Here is a 20,601-nt window from a genome sequence, read left to right as displayed (position 1 = left end):
TGGCTGCGGTACTGATCGGTACAGGCTTGTTCATCCGGATAAGACTAGCCAAGTTCAATTAAGTTCCGAAGAAACTGTTAAAACCCCAGCGCGTGCCGCCGCTGACCGAGGCGGCCTGGCGGCCGTGCAAGTCGACATAACTGTTCGTGTACGGCACCCATTTCCATGACGACGAGGCCCCGATCGGCCCCATCACTTCTTCCTGGAAGACCTCGGGTAAGGGCTGGTCGAACACGCGCAGCAGCGACAGCGCAAAGCGGTTGATGCGCACGTCGTTGTATTCAAAGAAGGTGCCGGGCGCAAGCGCTGCGCGTGGCTTGCGCTCGCCCGCGCCAAACGCGGCGGCGCCGATAAAGTCGGCATTCTTGCCCCACAGACTGCCCTGCCACTCGGATTCCTGCTGCAAATGGTGCTGCCACGTGATGCCCGCATTGGGCCCCGCGTAGCCGCCATCGACGACACTCTTGCCAACCGGGTCGATGAGACTGGCGATGCGGCCGTCGCGCACGGCGACCCCGGCGATGGTCGCCAGGATGCTTTTCGCCACCGAATAGGTCGGGTCGACGGCGCTGGTGTCGCCAAACTCGGCGACCACGAAACCCTTGTAGATCACCATGCCATTGGTGTGCGCGCGCCGGGTCGGCATCGAGCCGAGGCGCGTGCCGAAGGTTTTTTCCTGGTCGGAAAAATCCAGTGCGCGTTCGGTTTCGTGCGCCTGCGCCCAGGCGATGGCGGCGCCCAGCTTGACCGGGTCGAGGCCCAGCTCCGCCGGCTGTTTGTGCGCCCAGCTGCCCGCTGGAGGAAAGTAGGAAGACTGGGCCGACACCGTGCCGGCCGTGAACAAGACGGCCAGCAGGCAGCGCTTCATGGGTTCTGTTGCCAGGTGGAAAACGGTTGTTTGATCAGGCTCGAGTTGTAGTAGCGCGCCTCCCCCGTGACTTCGAGGCCGACCCACGCCGGCAGCAGGAACGGTTCATCCTCCGCCGCCAGTTCGATCTCGGCCACCAACAAACCCTGGTTCGCGCCGAGGAATTCATCGACTTCCCAGACGTGCTTGCCGACGCTAACGCGGGTGCGGAACTTTTCCACCAGCGGCGCGCTGCACAGGGTATCGAGCAATTCGGCCGCCTCCAGCAGGGGGATCGGGTACTCCCACTCGGCGCGCGTGGCCCCCGTGTTCTTGCCCTTGATGGTCAGCACGCCCTGCTCGCCTTCGATGCGCACGCGCACGGTGCGCGCCGGGTCGGTACTGAGGTAACCCTGGCGCAGCAGAACAGGGGCGCCGAGCTGGCGCCAGTTGTCACCGGTCACCAGGAACTTGCGCTCGATCTCGACGCCCATGGCGGCCTAGTCGAGCGAGTGCAGGATTGGCTGCAGGATCGCCGCGCCCAGCGCGACGCTGCGCGCGCCGTTCCAGCCGACGTAAGGATCGGGCAAATCGGCATTGTCCTTGAACGGCATTTCCAGCGTCAGCGCCAGGCATTTGAAGGTGTGGCCGATGTATTTGGAGGCCAGCGTCAGCATGTCTTCACGGTACTTGCTGGCGGCGTAACCATACACTTTCTGGAAGTCCGGGCTGGCGGCGATGTACTGGTCGATGAAGGCGGCCTGGTGGGCGGCGCGCTCGGGCGTGAAGTCGGCCAGCATTTCGTTGCCAGCCACGAAGTTGTACGGCAGCGCTTCATCCCCGTGGATGTCGAAAAACATGTCGCAGCCGACTTCATGGATCTTGTTTTTGACGCACAGCACTTCAGGACTGCGCTCGATTGTCGGCGTCATCCATTCGCGGTTCAGGTTGGCGCCGGCGGCATTCGTGCGCAGGTTGCCGCGCACGGCGCCGTCCGGGTTCATGTTCGGCACGATATAAAACACGGCTTTTTGCAGCAGCTTGCGCGCCACCGGGCTGGCGTCGTCGAGCAACGCATCCATCAAGCCTTCGACGAACCATTCGGCCATCGTCTCGCCTGGGTGCTGGCGTGCAATGACCCAGATTTTTTTGGCCGCCTGGGGGTCGCCGATGACCACCAGGTTCATGTCGCGACCGTCCACGGTGGTGCCGATGTCATGCACGCGCGCCAGCGGATTTTCAGCCACTTCGCCCAGCAGGCGCAGATGGCGCTCCCACGAATATGGCTCGAAATACGCGTAGTACACGCTGTCCTGCTCGGGCGTGTGGGTGACCGTCATGACCTGGCCGTCGAACGTGGTCGCCACGCGGAACCAGTTTTCGGTGTCGTAGCTGGCTGCCACCTGATAGCCTTCGAAGCCCTTGGCGTAAGTCGCCTGTCCGGCGTTCAGAAAGCGCATCGTGCAAGCCTGGCCGCGCGCGCCCTGGAGACGGAAATGGAACCACTGGTGAATATCGGCGTGCGAATCGCTGCGCAGGTTCAGGTCGATCTGGCGCGGATCGGTCGCCTGCACGACTTGAATGCTGCCGGAGTCGAAGTGCTGGCTGATTTTGATGGTCATGATGGATCCTTCTGGGAAGTGCTGGGTCGCCCGGGCGGGTTCGCCGCAGGCGTCACGTGAGAGCCGGGCGTTACGCGTCCAGGTCGATCAGGTCGTTTCGATAGTGCATCATGACTTGGCGCAGCAATTCGACGTTGGCGCGATTCAGCACCACGGTCAGGTCTTGCTTGGCATTGAGGATGAACGTCAGGCGTATGGCTTCGCGAAATTCCTTGGCGTCGACCCGCTGCGCGACCGGCACGGCGCGGCTGTCCCAGTCGGCCTGGGTAATCTGCGGCCCCGGTGGTGGCGCGACGAGCGTGGGATCCTGGTTGACCGGCAGATGTTTCAGCAGCCAGAAGATGATACTGGCCGGGATCTGGATCATGGTGTCCGAGGCGCCTTGCGAGGAAAACTTCGCCAGCAGAAGGTTACCGATCTTGTCGCACGACATGGAAAGGCTTTTGACTTGACGGATGACCACTTGTTTCACGACGATTCCTTGCGGTAAGTTAAAAAGGCGCAACGATTTTACCGCAATCCCCGCGCAGGCGGGGGCCCACAGCACACCTGTTCTGTGCTGATGCATGCAGTATCGTTACGCCTGACTTGCCACTTTTCCCGATGGGTGATGGATCCCCGCCTGCACGGGGAAGGCCTCAACCCGACTTCGCCCCGCCCCCCGTCGAGCGGCTCCCACCTTGCTTGTTACCAGCCGGCGTGGCAGATGTGCTTGCCTTGCTGCCGGCAGACGACTCGGCCGACTGGCGATTGCCGTGGCTCATGCTGCCGGCGCGGCGCGCTTCTTCGGATGTAAATTCATGGGCAGTTCCCTTCTGGTGCGCCGCTTTTCCGCCTTCGCTGGCGATTTCGCGCTGGCGTTGCGGATCCATCGATGCGAAGCCACGGTTTTTGGTGCCGGAATTTTGCTTGTTGCCTTGATTGCTAGCCATGATGCTCTCCTTGTATTTGCAAGTGTCCCGCACACGCTGTTGCACGGTTCGCTGCAAAAATCGCCGCGTTCTGCGGCAGATGGTCAGCCCCTTTGCTTGCGCACCGGAGCCGGGAACCGCCGCGCAAGCGGCAGGATCGATCGCCGCCAACGTAGATGAGCGATCAATTCATCTTAGGCAGCCCTACATATTGCGGGTATAGGACAGAATCAGATGACTTTGTAGGACAACAGGCGATAGAAAATGCCCTTGCGAAAAGAACCTTGCCGCTGGTTCGATGAGAGGCAGGCTCCTACAGGGTGCCGGTCGTCGTTCCTATCCCAAGTGCAGTTTATTGCGCGCAAAATGGTTGAATCGACCCACTTGGAGGCACAACATGAACAACGCAGAACTCATCGAAAACAACCAGCAACTGGACAATGTCAGCAAGCGCAAGGGCCAGCCGGATGTTGCCGGGGCGGATCACAGCGTCGGGCATGACTCGAACGACGCGGCCGGCGGCTATCCGCGCAGCCCCGGCGGCGCCAACGAACTGGCGGCCGACCAGAAAATGGACGACGACACCGGGCTGTCGAATACCGCCAACGCGCAGCCGCCGGGCGATGCAAGGGCGCGCCAGGCCCGCCAGAGCAATGTGGGACGACGCGACGACATGACGGCCGACTAAGCTAAGCTTCGCCAGACACGCACAGAAGGCCGGCTTGCGCTGGCCTTTTTTGCGTCTGGATGACAGATCCTTGATCCAGATTCAGGCGCCGCGGGGACGCCGGAACCGGGGCGGTGTCGCGGCGTCGAATCATTTCCCGCGCCTTGCCCGCGTTCGCCCATGGAGGCCCACCATGCCCGCCGCCGCCATTGACCCTGCCAACATCGCCCTGTCCGTTGTTGTGCCCACCTGGGGCCGCCTGGACCAGCTCGACAGCTGCCTCGATGCGCTGACGCGCCAGACGCTGGCGCCCGAACGGTTCGAAGTCATCGTCGTCGACGACGATCCCGACCACAACACGCTGCACCTCGTATCGGGCTGGCGCGCGCGCCAGCTCGACCGCGGACCGCGCCTGACCTACCTGGCCAACCCGGGTCCGCACGGCGACGCCGCGGCGCGCAACCGGGGTTGGCGCGTGGCGCGCGCGCCCATCATCGCTTTTACCGACGACGCGGCCATCCCCGCCCCCGACTGGCTGGAACAAGGCCTGGCGGCGTTTGCCAGTGGGGTGGATGCCGTGTGCGGCAAAATCACCATGCCGCTGGCCGCCACGCCCACCGAGTATCAGCGCCAGGCGCTGCGCAAACAATCGGCCGAATTCGCCTGCACCAACTTCTTCAGCCGGCGCAGCCTGCTCGAAGCAGAAGGCGGTTTCGACGAACGCTTCGAAGATGCCGATTGCAGCGAAAGCGACCTGCACTTCCGCCTGCTGGCCCGGCCGGCCCAGATCGCCCATGCCGAGCAGGTGAAGGTGACCCAGCCTCTGCGGCCGCCGCCGTGGGGCGCCAGTGTCAGCGAACTACGCCACAGCGTTGGCCAGGCCCTGCTGTTCAAAAAACACCCGGCCATGTACCGCGCCAAAATCCAGGACCGGCCACCCTGGGATTATTACGCCATCGTCGCGGTGCTGTTGCTGGCCATCGTCGCCACCCTGGCCGGCAGTCCGCTATTGGCCGCGACCGGCGTGCTGGCCTGGCTGCTGCTCACAGCAGGCCTGTGCCGGCGCCGCCTGCACGGCACCTCGCGCAGCGCGCGCCATGTCGCCGAAATCCTCGTCACCTCGGTACTGATCCCGCCGCTGGCCGTGTTCTGGCGCTTGTCGGGCGCGCTGCGCCACCGCGTGCGGTTTGCCTGAGCCCGATTGCGAAAGGACCCTTACAAGATGAACACGCGATGAGCCCTCCCCTCGAGCGCCACCACGGCGCCAGTGCGCTGCTGGCCAGGGCGCTGTTCGTCGACCTGGCCAGCGTGCTGCTCGACAGTGCGCCCACGCACGGCCGCCAGCCGGGCCTGCGCGCGGGCGCGGGCGCCGCGCTGCGGCTGCTCGACCGGCTCGACTATCGCATCGTCGTGCTGACGCCATGCGTGCGCGACCGGCGTCGGACCAGCGCCATCCCGCTGGCGCGCATCGCCGATCTGCTGGCGCGCGAGCGCATCGACCTGGCAGGCGCCTGCTGTTTTTACACCAGTTGCCACGCCGGAAGTCACGGCGCCGGCGCGGCGTGCGATGGGTGCCCACCCGTGCCGGACACGCTGTTGCGCCTGGCCCGGCAGCACGGCATCGACCTGGCGGCGTCGTGGCTGCTGGCGGGCGGCGCGCAGCACTGCACTGCCGGGCAGCAAGCCGGCTGCAGGACACTGCTGCTTGCAAGCGATGGCGAGCACTGGCCTGCGCCGCAAGCGCGGCTTGCTGCCGGCGCTGGCCGGGCGGCGTACCAGGCCCGCGATATCGTCGATGCGGCGCTGGCGATCGTCCGACTCGATGACGGCAGTTGAGGCGGCGTGCCGGCCGGCGCCCTACTTCCCGAACTTCAGCAATACATCATGAATCTTCTGCGCGTTGTAGGGCTTGACGATGAACCCGCGCGCGCCGGCGCCGAGCGCGGCCATCACGTTATCGAGCCCGCTATGCGCGCTGACGATCACGGTAAAACAATCCGGCCGCGTATCTTTAACAATCCCCAGTACTTCCAGCCCCGTGAAGCCGGGCATGTCGATATCCAGGAACGCGATCTGAATGCCGTCCTGATTGATCGCCTCGACTGCCTGCGCGCCATCGGGAACAAATTTAATGTTCTGGTAGCCCATGCTGCGCAGTATCGACGACAGCAACTCGCGCATCAGGTTCTCGTCGTCGGCAATTAATACCGGAATATTGTTCATGCTTGCCATATGCTCGCTCCCGCCAGATTAACTTGCCGTAATTCATCCAAAGCCATCAAGTGCGCGAATGCGCGCCGCACGCCCGGGCGGTCGGATCGCAGCGCCGTCGCCTCCACCTGCGCCGCTGCCTGCGTGACACCCGGGAAACCGAAGGCGCCGGCTGCGCCCCTTAATTTATGCGCCAGCGTGGCTACCTCGTCCCAGCGTTCCTGCTCGATGTTGTCGGCCAGTTCCTGCAGGCGCGCCGCCAGGCCATCCTGGAAGGCCGCCTGGATTGCCGGATAACCGTCGATTTCCTCGAAGCACATCGGCGCGTTCAACCCCTCGGCATTGCCCAGCATGCGCGCCACTGTCTGCACAAAATGCGCGACCTCGATGGGTTTGCCCACCGTGCCGTTGCAACCGGCGCGGGCGTAGCGCGCCAGATCCTCCGCCATGACGTTGGCGGTCAGCGCCACGATCGGGCGCGCGTAGCCGGCGCCGCGCAGCACCGAGGTCGCGCGCACGCCGTCCAGCACCGGCATTTGGATATCCATCAGGATCAGATCGAAATTACCGGCCAGGGCAGCCTGCACTGCGGCGCCACCGTCCTGCACGATCTCGTAGGTAAGGCCCATGGCGTCGAGAAAGGTGCAGATCAGGACCTGGTTGTCCGGGCCGTCTTCGGCCAGCAACACGTGGCCAGCCAAGCGCTGCGCGAACGGGTTGCGCTCCAGCGCTTTGCGCACCGGCGGCGCGGCCGGCGGCGCCCGCTCCAGCCATGCGGGCGCCGCCGGCAGCGGTGCCGGAATGGCCACGGTGAACGTCGAGCCGTGCCCGGGACGGCTGGCCACCGTGACCTGTCCGCCCATCCGGGTGACCAGCTGGCTGACCAGGTACAGCCCCAGGCCGGTGCCGCCATACTTGCGCGCGACGCTGCTGTCGGCCTGCGAAAACGGCTGGAACAAATTGGCCTGGTGCTCCGGCGCGATGCCGATGCCGGTGTCCGTGAGGGTGCTGACCAGGCGCCCCGTGGCGTTGTCGTAGTGCAGCGCCAGCTGCACACTGCCCAACTCGGTAAACTTGATGGCGTTGCTGGCCAGGTTGAACAGAATCTGTTTCCAGCGCGTGGGGTCGGCCACCACCTGCGCCGGCAGCGGATACGCGACGGCCAGTTCAAAGCGCAAGCCCTTGGCCAGCGCCTGGGCCGCCATCAAGGCATGCACGCCCTCGGCCAGTTCGTACGGCGAAAAGGTCAATTCTTCAAGCGGCAGGCGGCCCGCCTCGATCTTCGAAATGTCGAGAATATCGTTAATGATGGTCAACAGATGTTGACCGTTGCGCAGGATGATGGCGCCCGTATTGCCGCCCGGCCGGCCCGGCTGGGTGCGTTCGAGGATTTCCGCAAACCCGATGATGGAGGTGAGCGGCGTGCGGATTTCATGGCTGATCATGGCCAGGAAATCGGACTTGGCCAGGCTGGCCGCTTCCGCCACCGACTTCAGTTTCCGGGTCGCTTCCATGTCCTGTTCGCGGCGCTTGAGCAGGCGAATGAGTACCGCAAAAATGAGCAGCAGCGCACAGGTCGATAAGCCGCCCACCAGCGACAGCACGGTGGAAAAGCGCCGCCACTGGGCCAGGAAGCGCGCATCGGTGACGGTGACGTTGACGATCAGCGGATAGCCGTCGAACAGGCGCGCCGCGCCCAGGCGCACGACCTGGTCGCCGTCCTGCGCAAAGCGCGGCGAGGTCACCATCATCACGCCGTGGTTCTGCTGCAGCGTCTCGACGATGTGAAAGGTCGAGCCGGTGCGGTTGATTTTCCCCATCAGGCGGTCCACGTGCGGCCAGCGCGCCAGCACCGTGAAGTCGCGCCGGTACAAGGTCACGCTGGCGTCGGCGCCAAGATTGATTTTCCGGTAAAACGCGGACAGGAAGGTACTTGAAAACCCTACCAGCGCCAGTCCCAGGAATTCGCCGTTGGGGCCGCTCAGCCTGCGACTCAAATAAAAGGTCCACTGGCCATTGCCCTTGTTGCGCACCGGTTCGGAGATGTACACGCCCAGCTGCGGGTCGCGCATGTGCGCCCGGAAATAATCGCGGTCGGCCAGGTTGATCTGCGGGGCCGGATAGGATCGGGTGAAATTGATCACATCGCCGTCGGCTGACACGATGGTGGCCACGTCCACTTGCGGCAAGCCGCGGATCTTGTCGCGCATGCTGTCGAAGTGGCCTTGTGTCGCCATTTTGCCACGCAGTGCATCGCGACTGGTGACACCCTGTGCCTCGACCGTCTCGGCAATGCTGTCGAGCACCAGGTAGGCCGACTTGACCTCTTGCGCGCCCTGCTCGGCCAGCACCAGCGCCAGGTTATCGAGTTGACCGCGCCATTCGTCGATGGCCTGGTCGCGCGCAAACCAGATCGCCAGACACAGCGTGGCTAGCATGGCCAGCAACAGAAATGTCGCCAAGGCAGTCGCGATGCGGCTTGAGCGTGTAGTGATTGCCATATGCGCCAGGGGAAAGATGCCTGAAGATAACACATCGCGTTGCGGATAAGCATGCGCTTGCTGGATTTTCCGAATTTTAAACGACCATCACACAAGCAACGCCGATGGCGCACGGTCCGCACGCGTGCGCGCAGCCCGGCGCAAAAAAACCAACAAGCAAAATTAAACGTAACTGGTAGTTTCTCAGAAACATGATTCAGTCGACAGCCCTATGCATTCCGTCTAGAGTGACCTCATGGCATTATTTACGTCCAAAAATTTGGCCACCCGCCAGCAGCTCGAATGGGTGGCGCTGGCCATGATCTTCGTCGCCGTCGGCGCTGCGGGATTCGTGTCACACAATGTCGAGACGCAACGCGCGCTCGACACGGAACGCCTGCGCCTGGTCACCCTGGTCGACGTGGTCGGCAGCGACATGGCGCTCAATCTGGACGCCATGGACCGCGCCCTGGTCGGCGTGGTGCGCGACCATCCGGACCATTTCGGCGCAGCCAACCAGGTCTCGATCCAGCGCCACCTGCGCGCCATCACCGACGCCATGCCCGGCATGCGCGGCGCGACCATGATCGATACGCGCGGCGTGGTGATAGCAGGGTTTCCGCTGGACCTGATCGGGCGCGATTTTTCCGACCGCTACTTTTACACCGCGCCCAAGGCCCGGCCCGATGCGAACACGCTGTATATCTCGCATCCGTATGTATCGATACGCAAGGATGTGATCGTGACCGCCTCGCGCCTCATTCCCGGCGCCAGCGGCGCGTTCAACGGCACCATCAACGGCATCCTCAATCCCCTGTATTTCAGCGAGCGCATGCGCAGCGTGCTGTATGCGCCCGACGTCAAGGCCTGGATGGGCCACAGCGGCGGCGCCACCTTCGTGAGCGTGGCCACACCCGGCTACGACAGCGCGGCGCAGCAGTCCCGGTTTTCCGCTTCGTTCCTGTTCCAGCCCTTGAAGCCGCTCAGCGTGCAGCGCACGGTGGCACCCCTGACCACGCACAGCGACAATTACCTGCTCATCGGCATCAGCCGCGATCCGCATGCGGTGGTCGCGCCAATGCTGCGCCAGGGCAAAATGTTCGCGCTATTCCTGACCGCGCTGACGATTCTGTGCTGCGCCCTGCTGGCCGTGCTGCAATTGCGCCGGCGCCGCTGGTTGCGCGACAACGCCGCCCATGAAGTCGAACAGGCCGAAGCCGATGCGCTGCGCCTGTCCGAAGCGCGCTTCCGTACCCTGATCGAAGAAGCCCCGGTGGCCATCGCCATCGTGCGCCAGGGCCGTTTTGTCTACACCAACCGGCGCTACAACGTGCTGCACGGCTACACCGACAGCGACGAACTGGCCGGCCTGCCGTGGAGTGCACTGATCGCCGCCGACTCGCTCGACGGCCTGAAGATGCAGGCCAGCCTGATCAATGCCGATTCGCCCACCGAATTGCGCTTCGAAGTAATGGGCATTGGCAACACCGGCAGCTTGATTCCGATGTTCAAGGCGACCACCCGGGTGGCGCTGCGCGACGGTCCGGTCACGCTGATTTTCGCGCAGGATATCTCGGCACAAAAACGCGCTGAAGCGTTCTTGCTGGAAGCGCGCGATGCCGCCCAGGCCGCCAACCAGAGCAAGGCCGAATTCCTGGCCAATATGAGCCACGAGATCCGCACCCCGCTCAACGCCATCCTGGGCCTGGCCTACCTGCTCGAACAGTCCGGGCTGGGCCACGATGCCGGCGCCATGCTGGTCAAGATCCGCAGCTCGGGCCGCTCGCTGCTGGGCATCATCAACGACGTGCTGGACGTATCCAAAATCGAAGCCGGCGCCATGGTCGTCGAGCACACCTGGCTGCGCCTGCAGGACGTGATCGACAGCGTGGCCGCCACCATGGGCGTGGCGGTGGGCGAGAAGCCGGTGCAGCTGCTGGTGCACCCGCTGCCGCCGGGCGTCTCGAGCATCAAGGGCGACGCCCTGCGCCTGGAGCAATTGCTGGTCAACCTCACCAGCAACGCGATCAAATTCACCATCCAGGGCCACGTCGAATTATCGGTGCAGCATGGGCGCGCCGCCAACGGCGCGCGCACGCTGCGCTTCTGCGTCACCGATACCGGCATTGGCATCGTCCAGTCGCTGCAGGAAGCGGTGTTCACGCCCTTCACCCAGGCCGACAGTTCCACCACGCGCCGTTTCGGCGGCTCCGGCCTCGGGCTGACCATCTGCAAAAAAATGGTGGAATTGATGGGGGGCCAGATCGGCCTGTCCAGTACGGTCGGCGTTGGCAGCAGCTTCTGGTTCACGCTACCGCTGCAAAGCATTGCCGACGCCGATTTTTCGAGTGCCGAAATGGTCCAGCTCGACGCCATCGTCGCCTGCAACCATGGCGGCGCGCTGGCCAACCTGGACGCCACCGGACGCACACTGGGCTGGAAAGTCTGTGCTGTCGAGTCGCCCCAGGAAGCGCTGATGGAACTGACGCGCCGGGCCGGCACCGGCAACGACGCCGCGGCCAAGCTGCCTGCAGTGATCGTGCTCGACTGGGAACGCAACGGCAGCGACTGCATTGCGGTGGCCCGCGCCATGCGTCAGATCGCACCGTCGGACCAGTGCCCGATCGTCGTCATGGCCTGCACCGCTGCCGCCGCTGCCCTGAAGCGCGAACAGGTCGACGGCGTCATCGATGCCCTGCTGACCAAGCCGGTCACCGCCTCGACGCTGCACAACGCTGCCGTGGCAGCGCGGCGCAAGCGCGCCAACGCCGGCGTCGACGTGACGCCGCGCGTGCCGGCCGGCTGCGAGCTGGCCGGCCTGCACATTCTGGTGGTCGACGACAGCGACATCAACCGCGACGTGGCCCAGCGTATCCTGCAGGAAAAGGGCGCCAGCGTGGCCCTGGCCGAAGACGGCCAGCGCGCCATCGCCTGGCTGCTGGCCCATCCTGACACGGTTGACCTGGTGTTGATGGACGTGCAGATGCCGGTACTGGACGGCATCGAAGCGACGCGCCAGCTGCGCGCCATGCCGCGCTTTGCCAATTTGCCGATCGTGGCACTGACTGCGGGCGCCTTCAAATCGCACCATGAAGCGGCGCGCGCGGCAGGGATGACCCATTTTGTCACCAAGCCCTTCGATATTCCGCTGACGATCGACCTGATCTTGCAACTGACGGGTCGCGCCGGCGCCACCGGCGTGGCAACGGCGGCGCACGTCAGCGCAGTGGCCACGCCGGCGCCGCGGCTGACGGTGATCGACCTGCAACGCGGCATCGACATCTGGGGTGACGTGGAAACCTATCAGCTGTACCTGCGCAAGTTCGCCGCCAGCTTTGCGACGTGCGCCAGCGAAATAAAGGCACGCGCGGCCGCCGGCGACCTGGCGGGAGCGGCCAGCATGGCGCACAAGCTGGCCGGCGCCGCCGCAAATGTCGCCTTGCAGGAAGTGGCGCAACTGGCCATGGAGGCCGAGCGCCAGCTGGCCGGATACGGCAGCGAGGGCGCTGGCACGCCGCATGACAGCCTCATTTGCAGTAACCTGGAAGAGGCGCTGCTGGCCGCACTCGGCGACATTGCCCAGCTCGCGCCGCTGCCGCATCCGGTCGCGCCCACGCCAGTGGCCCGACCGTCGGCACAGGTGCTGTCCGAGCGCGTGGCCCCGTTGCTGCTGCAATTGCTGGAAGCGCTACACCAGGACAACCCCGGCCCGTCGGCGCCGGTGCTGCAGGCACTCAATATCGAACTGCCGGGTCCGGATGTGTGGGCCTTGGGCGCCCTGATCGAAGCGTTCGATTTCCGCGGCGCCGAGCACGCCACGCACGCGCTGGCGCAGCGCCTGCACCTGCAGCTACCTGAACCCTTTGACGCCACCCGCGACTGACCCGGAACCGAGCGAACCATGAAAGCACCGACCATCCTCATCGTCGATGACGAACCGAGCAACCTGGCTATCATGCGCGACGCGCTGCAGGGCCAGTACAAGCTGGTGTTTGCGCGCAATGGCGCCGAAACGCAGGCCGCGGTCATCAAGCACCGTCCCGCCATGGTGCTGCTCGACATCGGCCTGCCCGATACCGACGGGGTCGCACTGTGCCGGCGCATCAAGGACCTCGACCTCACCCACGAGATGCAGGTCATTTTCGTCACCGGTTACCGCGACCAGGGCCGGGAGGCGGCCGGTTTCGAAGCCGGCTGCAGCGATTACCTGATCAAGCCGGTGTCGCCGCGACTGGTGCGCGCGCGCGTGGCCGCCCACCTGTCGCGCGTGCAGGCCACGGCGCTGGAGGAAAGCTACCGCGAAGCCATTCTGATGCTGGGCCATGCAGGTCACTACAACGACACCGACACCGGCGCCCACATCTGGCGCATGGCCGCCTTTGCGCGCGAACTGGCGCTGGCCTACGGCTGGGACGAAGACGACGCGCACCAGCTGGAACTGGCCGCCCCCATGCACGACACAGGCAAGCTGGGCGTGCCACAAATGATTTTGCGCAAAGACGGCCCCCTGACGCCGCAGGAATGGGAGGTGATGCGGAACCACCCTGCGATCGGCGCCGCCATCCTCGGCAAAAGCCAGGCCCCGGTGTTCCAGCTGGCCGCTGAAGTGTCGCTGCGCCACCATGAAAAATGGGACGGCTCGGGTTACCCGGACGGCCTGGCCGGCACTGCCATTCCCGAGTCGGCGCGCATTGTGGCGCTGGCCGACGTGTTCGACGCCCTGTCGATGCGCCGCACCTACAAGGATGCCTGGAGCATCGAGCGCATCAGCGCCCACATCGACGCCAACAGCGGTACCCATTTCGAGCCGAAGCTGGTCGATCTATTCCATGAAATTTTGCCCCGCCTGCTGCAGATCAGAACGCAGTGGGATGTCGACAACGACGCCACACCTGAGGAAGCAGCACAATGACCACCCAAACCCCATCTGCAGTCCTGGCGCCACTCGTACTGGTCGTCGACGACGTTGAACTGATGCGCGAACTGCTCAGTCTGCAACTGGGCCGCGCCGGCTGCCGCTTCGAAGCGGCCAACGACGGCGTGAGCGCCCTGGACGCCCTGCACAAGCGTCCATTCGACCTGGTCCTGATGGACCGCGCCATGCCTTTCATGAATGGTTGCGAAGCGACGCAAGCGTGGCGCGCGCACGAACAGAAACTGGGCCTGACGCCGATTCCGATCATCGGCGTGGGTGGCCAGCCGGACGACATGGCCGATTGCCTGGCGGCCGGAATGCAGGAGTTCGTCGCCAAACCGCTGACCATCGCCGCCCTCGATGTGCTCCTCAAGCGCTACCTGGATTACGCCCGCGCATAACAAAACAAGTAACAAGCAGGCGCACAAAAAAAAAGCGCCGGTTCAAGCCGGCGCATTTTTTTTGTCCAGGCAGGATCAGCGCTGCGCTGCCTTGTTGCGGCGCGCGATGCCCAGCATCGCCATCAGGCCCAGGCCCAGCAGCGGCAAGGTGCCCGGAATCGGCACCATGCGCACCACGCCTTCGATCACGTCGTTCTGGCAGGTTTCGCCCCAGTGCATGGCAAACGACGAGAAGTTCAGCAAATCGCTCGACGTGACGTCGATGGTGAACTGGATCGACTTGTCCGCCGTGACGGACCAGCTGCCCAGCAAGCCGGTATCTTTTACCGTCTTTGACGTCACATCATTGACCAGGGTGGCCTGGCCTTTGCGGTAATCACAGTTGTTGCATTTGATGACTTCATTCGAATTGATGATATTGCTGGCGTTGGTGGTGCCGTTCAGCTGCATCAGTTTGAACGTGCCGCCGGTGTTACTGAAATTGTTATCCAGTGCAAAACCGTAGCTCCACTTGGTGCCGTGGGCGGCATCGTCAGCGCTGTAGCTCGATGCAGCGGTGCCGGCCGGATTCCACGCCTGCGCCAGGAACAGGTCGCCGTAGCCAATGCCGCCCGGAGTGATGTTTGAATCCATGCCCGCATGACCGGCGAAGTTGGTCGCAATGGTGATGGTCAACACGCTGCCGATGCGGGCAATGGTCGCGCCCGCGATATCGTAGGTGCTCTTGCCGATCACGTCGACCGGGCTGAACCCCGCGCCGATGTAGTTGTCGCCGATGCTACCCGCGCTGGCGAATGGCACCGTCAGCAAGCTGCTGGCGGCGAGTAACAGGGATGCGAGAATTGATTTCATGTAAATGGTCCGGATGGGGGGCCTTGTCTTTATAGCATATAAAATTCCTGCAATAAACTATTGTGGTTCAAATATCCCATGGCCCGAAAATGGTGTTGTTTGAATACGTCATTTATAGAGTTAGATGCCAATTCTGTTTCCCTCAGTCAGCAAGATGCCCCAAAATTGTCATACGGAAATTATCTTGCAGGATTGCTCAGTGAATACCAAATGTCATCGCCGCATCGCCATCAGGGTTGTCAGCCTGGCATCGTTCGCGCTGCTCGGCGGCTTGCTGGCCGCCTGTGGCCCGCACTCGGGGAGCGAGTTGCGCACCCAGGCGACGCAACTGCAATTGCAGGGCAAATTGCCCGCCGCAGTGGTGGCCTTGAAGGATGCCATCGCGCTGTCGAACGATGATGCCGCCACCCGCTTCCAGCTGGCCCAGGTCTATCTCGAGATTGGCGACGCGCCCAGCGCCGAAAAGGAAGTGCGGCTCGCGATGGCACACGCCATGCCGCTCGCCGCCACCCGCCCGGTTCTGATGCGCGCGCTGTTGTTACAGGGACAATTTCAGAAAGCTATCGATGGCTCCGGCACCAGCCTGGACGCCGAGGTCGTCAAGCTGCGCGGCGACGCCATGCTGGCGCTCGGCAAGCCTGGCGACGCCATCGCCCTGTACCAGAGCGTGCTCGAGACCAATCCGCGCTATGCGCCGGCACTGGTGGGGTTGGGCCGCGCTGCGTCCGTGATGGGCGACATGCCCGCTGCGCGCCGCTTTGCCGATCGCGCGCTGATCGCCGCCCCGAAAGACATCGAGAGCCTGCTGTTCGACGGCGACCTGATGCGCGCGCAGGGGCGCAACGCCGAAGCCCAGGCGGCCTACAACAAGGTCATCGCGATCCAGCCATGGCACCGTTCGGCCCACGTCGAAAAGGCCTACATGGAAATTGCGCAAGGCCACTTCGCAATCGCCCAGCACGACCTCGACACGGCCCGCGCCATCACGCCGGGCAGTGTGCTGGTGACCTACACGCAGGCGCTGCTCGACCTTTCGCAGGGCAAGAACGACGAAGCGCGCGACAGCATCCTGAAAGTGCTGCGGGTGGCGCCGGAGCACATGCCCAGTTTGCTGCTGGCGGGCGCGGTCAGCCTGAACCTGGGCGCCTTGCACCAGGCCGAGAACTACCTGCGCCACTACCTGGAAGCGAACCCGACTCACCTGCAAGCGCGCAAAATGCTGGCCTCTACCCTGATGCGCAACGGCCACAGCCCCGACGCGCTGGTGGTTCTGGCCCCGGCCCTGAAAAACCCGCAGCAGGATGTGCAGTTGCTGGCCCTGGCCGGCGAAACCTCGATGCAGGTGCGCGACTTCAACAGCGCGTCCAACTATTTCGAACAAGCCAGCGCGATCAACCCGACGGCGGCCAATTTGCGCACCTCGCTCGCGATGAGCAAACTGGGCAAGGGGCAAGCGGCGCAGGCGGTCACGGACCTCGTGCTCGCCACCCAGCTCGACAAGAAATCGCAGCAAGCCGGTCTCACCCTTGTGCGCACCGAGCTTGGCTTGCAGCACATCGACAAAGCGTGGGACGCCCTGCTCCAGCTGGAACAGGCGCAGCCCGGCAACGCCGCCGTACAGGATCTGAAGGGCATCGTGCTGATGGCCAGGAACCAGGTCGTGCCCGCGCGCGCGGCCTTCCACAAGGCCATGGCCATCGATCCTGCCTACTTCCCGGCCTGCGCCAATCTGGCCCAGCTGGAACTGGACGACAAGCGCCCGGCCCAGGCGCGCGCCGAGCTGATGGCGTTCCTGGAACGCAACAAGCCTGGCATCGACGCGATGACGGCGCTGGCGACCTTGTCGAACAGTGAAAACAAGACGGCGGACGCGACTGCCTGGCTGGAACGCGCCAACGCCGTCAATCCCGCCGCCATCGGCCCGGCCGTCAACCTGATCGCCCAGTACCTGCTGGCGCGTCAGTCCGACAAGGCGCTGGCCCTGGCGCGCCAATTGCAGGTGACCCACCCCGACAACCCGGATTTGCTCGATTTACTGGGCAAGAGCCAGCTGTCGAACGGCGACATGCCGGGCGCGCTGGCCACCTACAGCACCCTCGCCGCCGCCCTGCCCCGCTCGGCGCAGGTGCAGATGCAAATCGCCGCCTTGCAACTGCTGCTGAAAAACCCCGCCGCGGCCGAAGGCACGCTCAAGACGGCGCTTGCCATCCAGCCCGATTTTCCGGCCGCGCAACTGGCGCTGGCCGAGTTGTACGCGCGCAAGGGCTGGACCGACCTGGCCCTGATCGAAGCGGGCCGGCTGCAGCGCAAGCATCCGCAGGCGTCGGCCGGCTACCAGCTGGAAGCGGATATCCAGATGGGTCAGAACAAGGCGGCCCTGGCCTTGCCCCTGTTTGAAAAAGCGCTCGGCATCACCGCGTCCAGCGAGCTGCTCATCAAGACTGCCAACGCGCAGCGCAGCGTGGGCAAGCGCGCGGACGTGGGGCGCCGCATCGACGCCTGGCTGGCGAAGCGGCCGGACGACGTGCGGGTGCGGCGCTACAAGGCCGACCTGTTGATGAACGATGGCCAGCCGAAACAGGCGGCGCTGGAAATCGAGGCCACGCTGGCGCGCGACCCGGCCAACGCTGCGGCGCTGAACAACCTGGCACTGGCCTATCAACAATTGAACGATCCGCGCGCGCAGAAGACCGCGGAGGCGGCGTTGCAACTGGCGCCGGACAATCCGGTGATTCTCGACACGCTGGGCTGGATCCTGGTCGATCGTGGCGACGCTGCGCGCGGCGTGGCGGCTTTGCGCAAGGCCAGCACCATGGCGCCGACCGCGCCGGATATCCGCTACCACCTGGCGGCGGGACTGAACAAAACCGGCGACCTCGATGGCGCGCGCAAGGAACTCGACCTGCTGCTAAAGGGCGACATGAAGTTTCCGCAAGCGGATGATGCACGGGCCTTGCAGCTGGCATTGAAGTGAAGTTGGCGCTCGCTATTCGATCATACGGCGCCGGCCGAAACCGGCACGAAAAAAACCGCTGCAAAACCAGCAACGTTGTGCAAACGCTCTGGTATAATTTTCACCCAGTCGGGGCGTAGCGCAGCCTGGTAGCGTACGTGCATGGGGTGCACGGGGTCGGAAGTTCGAATCTTCTCGCCCCGACCAAAGTTTTATGAAATCAAAGAGTTAGTGGCGCAAGCTGCTAGCTCTTTTTTCTTTCTGGTCACTTACCGTGTCACTGGTTCGACGTCGACGTCAGCGCGCTCAGCGCCGGTTTCCGGTACGGCCCACAAGTACGCCAAGGCCTCGTTTATTGCGGCGCCCGCGCCGCCTGCATGTCCCGAATCTCGTCGCCGAGCAACTGCATTTCCGGCGTCGTCGGACGCTGCAGCACGGCGTAAATGACGCCCAGGCTTAGGACCGAAATCACCGTACTGGCCACCACACGTTTCAGCTTGCTGCGCTCGAAACTACCCAGCGCGAACGCACCCCCCAACACGACGCCACTGATCAAGCCACCGACGTGACAGGCATTGTCCACGCCCGGATTGATGAAGCCGAGCACGAGATTCAGGCCAATCGTCTGCGCCAGCGGCCGCATGTTCAATTCCTCCTGCATCCCTTCGCGTCCCCGGGCCACCAGCCAGTGGCCGACATACGCCCCGGATATCCCCATCAGCGCACCCGACGCGCCCGCCGCTACCACGACCTGGTTCTGGGAGGCATGCCATTCTGCACTCACCAGGCTGCCGAACAGGCCCGACAAAAAGTACACCAGGATAAAGCGCGCGCTACCGAAGCGGTCTTCGACGAGCGGCCCGAACGCGAACAGCATGTACATATTGAAAGCGATGTGGATCAGGCCGATGTGCAGGAACATGCTGCTCAACAGGCGCCAGCCATCGCCATTCAGGGTCAGCGCCGCCACGTTGGCGCCCCAGCCGATCATGTCGGCGGTGGCCGGCTTGAGCGCACTGACGCCGCGCGTCAGTTCGAATACAAACAACAGAACGTTGACGAGAATGAGGATGAAGGAGACAAGGGGCAAACGGGAAAACGGGCGTTGCAAATTCATTACGGTCCTTGTGTTGCAAAAGTGGTGGGACAGCCGGCCGATTCGCCGCGGCTGACTTGCTGCACACATGATATGGGCAGACGGCCTGCAAACGTCAGCATTTTCATTTGTCAGTCATCAGGCTGCGCGCGTCCGCCATCGCAAGGTGCGACCTTGGCTGGTTTGATGGCTGCCCGACAACGCACTGCGGCAAAGTTAAACCAGCTAGATCAGCGTGACGCCCAGCGCTGCCACCGTGGCGAGATAATCGATATGGTCGAACAGCGCGACATCCTGCGCCATCTGCATGGCAAGTGGCTGTTGCGCATCGCGTTCGATCAGCACGACGGCGGGCGCATCGTTGACGCGACGTGACATGTAGATAAAACCGTCGATACCGGCGGGATGCGCTACCAACGCGCTGGCCCAGGCCTGCGGCAGCGTGTAATCCCCGGTACCACTGAGTTCGCCGTTGCCGCCGAGTCGCAGCAAAGCAGCGCCATATAATTTCGCAAGCTTCAGACCGCTTCCCATGAAGCTGAGTGCAAAACACGCATCGATCTCGGCGCCGGGCACGAAAAAACCACTGGCATCTGGTTCTTTATTGTGGAGCACCGATTCAGCGAAGGCGACGGTCAGGTCGAACCCAAGGTAGCAGGTGCCGAAGCGCCGGGCCGCGTCGTCAAACCGGCATGCGCCGGTGCGTCCGAAGAATGGTTCGCCGGTGGTGTAGCGCGAGACCCGAATCAGGGCCTCGGGTGGCACCAGAACCGTGTCCAGAACCCGGCGATGGATGTCAGCAGGTGGCAAGCGCAGCGGAAGCGTGCCTGCCATGCCTAACGGCCCACGACGCTGGCCGCGGCGGCCAGTACAGCTGCCAACCTGCCATTGCGCAACGCGCCAAGAGGTGTGTCCTGCAACGCCGTGAATTGTTCAGTGAAAAAATAGTATTTGGACGCGGCGGGCAATGCACCCAGCGCTTTCGACACCTGTTCAATGGCGCGCCGGTCCAGCGCGGGGTCGACATAGAAGGCAGGATAATAATTCTCGCCGGAGGGACCGACAAACGCGAACAGCCGCCCTGCTTTCATGGCGGCACTGATGGCTTGGCGCTGCACGCCCAATGCCCGCTGCAGCGCGCCTGAACCGATCAACTCGCCGCGCTCGATACGCTGCTTCAACGTCACTGCGCCGGCTTGGACGGCATTGGCGCGTTCATTGCTTCCAACGCGCATGGAATGCGGCGTCGCCATGGTTCGGGGGGCACGATGCAAGGCACCCGCCAGCGTTGCGTCGACAAGCGCATCCTCGTGCGCGGCGCGCGCCAGTTGGTCCGGTGCAAACTGCTCAGGCACAGTGCCACTCTCGTCACGCGGCGCCAGCTGATCGATCTGGATCACAACCTCTTGCACGATCAAGCGCAGGGCGGCCACTTCAGCCGCGGACCCCTCAGCGTGAAAGCGTAGCACGGACTTTTTCACTTCCGTGGCAAGGACCGAAGGGTAGCGCACCCTGGGCCGGGCCAGCAATGCGCTGAGCTGATCGAACAGTTCGGCACCTGCGTCGTGCGCCGCGCCTGGATTTTCTTTTGCAATTGCTGACATTACAAACTCCTCGTGAACCAGCACAGTGTAGGCAGGCATGTC

The 20,601-nt window shown here is 63.9% G+C and carries 18 protein-coding genes and 1 tRNA gene; 8 read left to right on the top strand and 11 right to left on the bottom strand.

The genetic code is table 11. The annotated features are described in order from the left end of the window. Positions 1-58: 58 nt before the first annotated feature. The 5 genes from V6M87_RS03165 to V6M87_RS03145 all read right to left on the bottom strand — a co-directional run bounded on the left by V6M87_RS03165 (position 59) and on the right by V6M87_RS03145 (position 3,401). Positions 59-868 carry a hypothetical protein gene (locus V6M87_RS03165; protein ID WP_332848272.1) on the bottom strand — a complete coding sequence of 270 codons (810 nt, stop codon included), beginning with the start codon at positions 866-868 and terminating at the stop codon, positions 59-61. Further along, the gene (locus V6M87_RS03160) at positions 865-1,341 is read right to left on the bottom strand and encodes a CYTH domain-containing protein (RefSeq protein WP_332848271.1); all 477 of its coding nucleotides are present in this window, start codon (positions 1,339-1,341) and stop codon (positions 865-867) included. Before V6M87_RS03160 ends, V6M87_RS03165 begins: the two co-directional genes overlap by 4 nt. Before the next feature lie 6 nt (positions 1,342-1,347). Further along, a complete protein-coding gene (locus tag V6M87_RS03155) occupies positions 1,348-2,469 on the bottom strand; it encodes a M14 family metallopeptidase (RefSeq protein ID WP_332848270.1) in 1,122 nt (373 codons plus the stop codon). A 70-nt stretch (positions 2,470-2,539) separates the two neighbouring features. Then, positions 2,540-2,941, bottom strand: a complete 402-nt coding sequence (locus V6M87_RS03150; protein ID WP_332848269.1) for a hypothetical protein — start codon at positions 2,939-2,941, stop codon at positions 2,540-2,542. Between the two features lie 166 nt (positions 2,942-3,107). After that, complete coding sequence (locus tag V6M87_RS03145; protein ID WP_332848268.1) at positions 3,108-3,401, bottom strand: KGG domain-containing protein; 294 nt, start codon at positions 3,399-3,401, stop codon at positions 3,108-3,110. Between the two features lie 376 nt (positions 3,402-3,777). On the opposite strand from V6M87_RS03145, the gene V6M87_RS03140 reads away from it, so the two are divergent. The 3 genes from V6M87_RS03140 (at position 3,778) to V6M87_RS03130 (ending at position 5,883) form a co-directional block, all read left to right on the top strand. Then, on the top strand, positions 3,778-4,068 hold the full coding sequence (locus V6M87_RS03140; RefSeq protein ID WP_332848267.1) for a hypothetical protein: 291 nt from the start codon (positions 3,778-3,780) through the stop codon (positions 4,066-4,068). A 172-nt stretch (positions 4,069-4,240) separates the two neighbouring features. Continuing rightward, positions 4,241-5,242 (top strand): glycosyltransferase family 2 protein, encoded by a 1,002-nt coding sequence (locus V6M87_RS03135; RefSeq protein WP_332848266.1) that lies wholly within the window; start codon positions 4,241-4,243, stop codon positions 5,240-5,242. A gap of 38 nt (positions 5,243-5,280) precedes the next feature. Continuing rightward, on the top strand, positions 5,281-5,883 hold the full coding sequence (locus V6M87_RS03130) for a hypothetical protein (RefSeq protein ID WP_332848265.1): 603 nt from the start codon (positions 5,281-5,283) through the stop codon (positions 5,881-5,883). Positions 5,884-5,904: 21 nt separating this feature from the next. Here V6M87_RS03130 and V6M87_RS03125 read toward each other — a convergent pair whose 3' ends face one another. Further along, complete coding sequence (locus tag V6M87_RS03125; RefSeq protein WP_332848264.1) at positions 5,905-6,270, bottom strand: response regulator; 366 nt, start codon at positions 6,268-6,270, stop codon at positions 5,905-5,907. Then, entirely contained in the window at positions 6,267-8,720 is a 2,454-nt protein-coding gene (locus tag V6M87_RS03120; RefSeq protein ID WP_332848263.1) for a hybrid sensor histidine kinase/response regulator, read from the bottom strand. Before V6M87_RS03120 ends, V6M87_RS03125 begins: the two co-directional genes overlap by 4 nt. 274 nt (positions 8,721-8,994) lie before the next feature. Between V6M87_RS03120 and V6M87_RS03115 the strand changes: the two genes are divergently transcribed. Genes V6M87_RS03115 through V6M87_RS03105 form a run of 3 tightly spaced genes read left to right on the top strand, consistent with a single transcriptional unit; the run spans position 8,995 to position 14,054 of the window. Then, complete coding sequence (locus V6M87_RS03115; RefSeq protein ID WP_332848262.1) at positions 8,995-12,621, top strand: response regulator; 3,627 nt, start codon at positions 8,995-8,997, stop codon at positions 12,619-12,621. A gap of 18 nt (positions 12,622-12,639) precedes the next feature. Then, positions 12,640-13,650, top strand: a complete 1,011-nt coding sequence (locus V6M87_RS03110) for a response regulator (RefSeq protein ID WP_332848261.1) — start codon at positions 12,640-12,642, stop codon at positions 13,648-13,650. Then, positions 13,647-14,054: a response regulator gene (locus tag V6M87_RS03105; RefSeq protein WP_332848260.1), complete on the top strand. Its 408-nt coding sequence runs from the start codon at positions 13,647-13,649 to the stop codon at positions 14,052-14,054. The genes V6M87_RS03110 and V6M87_RS03105 overlap by 4 nt, the downstream gene beginning before the upstream one ends. Before the next feature lie 75 nt (positions 14,055-14,129). On the opposite strand, the gene V6M87_RS03100 is transcribed toward V6M87_RS03105, so the two are convergent. Continuing rightward, positions 14,130-14,906, bottom strand: a complete 777-nt coding sequence (locus V6M87_RS03100; protein ID WP_332848259.1) for a hypothetical protein — start codon at positions 14,904-14,906, stop codon at positions 14,130-14,132. Between the two features lie 199 nt (positions 14,907-15,105). On the opposite strand from V6M87_RS03100, the gene prsT reads away from it, so the two are divergent. Both prsT and V6M87_RS03090 read left to right on the top strand, forming a co-directional pair. Next, positions 15,106-17,880, top strand: a complete 2,775-nt coding sequence (gene prsT / locus V6M87_RS03095; protein WP_332848258.1) for an XrtA/PEP-CTERM system TPR-repeat protein PrsT — start codon at positions 15,106-15,108, stop codon at positions 17,878-17,880. Positions 17,881-17,989: 109 nt separating this feature from the next. After that, positions 17,990-18,066 (top strand) — tRNA-Pro (locus V6M87_RS03090). 145 nt (positions 18,067-18,211) lie between these two features. Here the strand turns inward: V6M87_RS03090 and V6M87_RS03085 are convergent. The 3 genes from V6M87_RS03085 to V6M87_RS03075 all read right to left on the bottom strand — a co-directional run bounded on the left by V6M87_RS03085 (position 18,212) and on the right by V6M87_RS03075 (position 20,583). After that, the gene (locus tag V6M87_RS03085) at positions 18,212-18,976 is read right to left on the bottom strand and encodes a rhomboid family intramembrane serine protease (protein ID WP_332848257.1); all 765 of its coding nucleotides are present in this window, start codon (positions 18,974-18,976) and stop codon (positions 18,212-18,214) included. Positions 18,977-19,180: 204 nt separating this feature from the next. Next, a complete protein-coding gene (locus tag V6M87_RS03080) occupies positions 19,181-19,789 on the bottom strand; it encodes an RES family NAD+ phosphorylase (protein ID WP_332848256.1) in 609 nt (202 codons plus the stop codon). 2 nt (positions 19,790-19,791) lie between these two features. Beyond that, positions 19,792-20,583 carry a hypothetical protein gene (locus V6M87_RS03075; RefSeq protein WP_332848255.1) on the bottom strand — a complete coding sequence of 264 codons (792 nt, stop codon included), beginning with the start codon at positions 20,581-20,583 and terminating at the stop codon, positions 19,792-19,794. Positions 20,584-20,601: the final 18 nt, after the last annotated feature.

This window comes from Massilia sp. S19_KUP03_FR1 (assembly GCF_036688685.1).
GTDB lineage: Bacteria > Pseudomonadota > Gammaproteobacteria > Burkholderiales > Burkholderiaceae_D > JALYUM01.
Note: the sequence above shows the minus strand (reverse complement) of the source record. Positions and strands in the feature narration are given on the sequence as shown.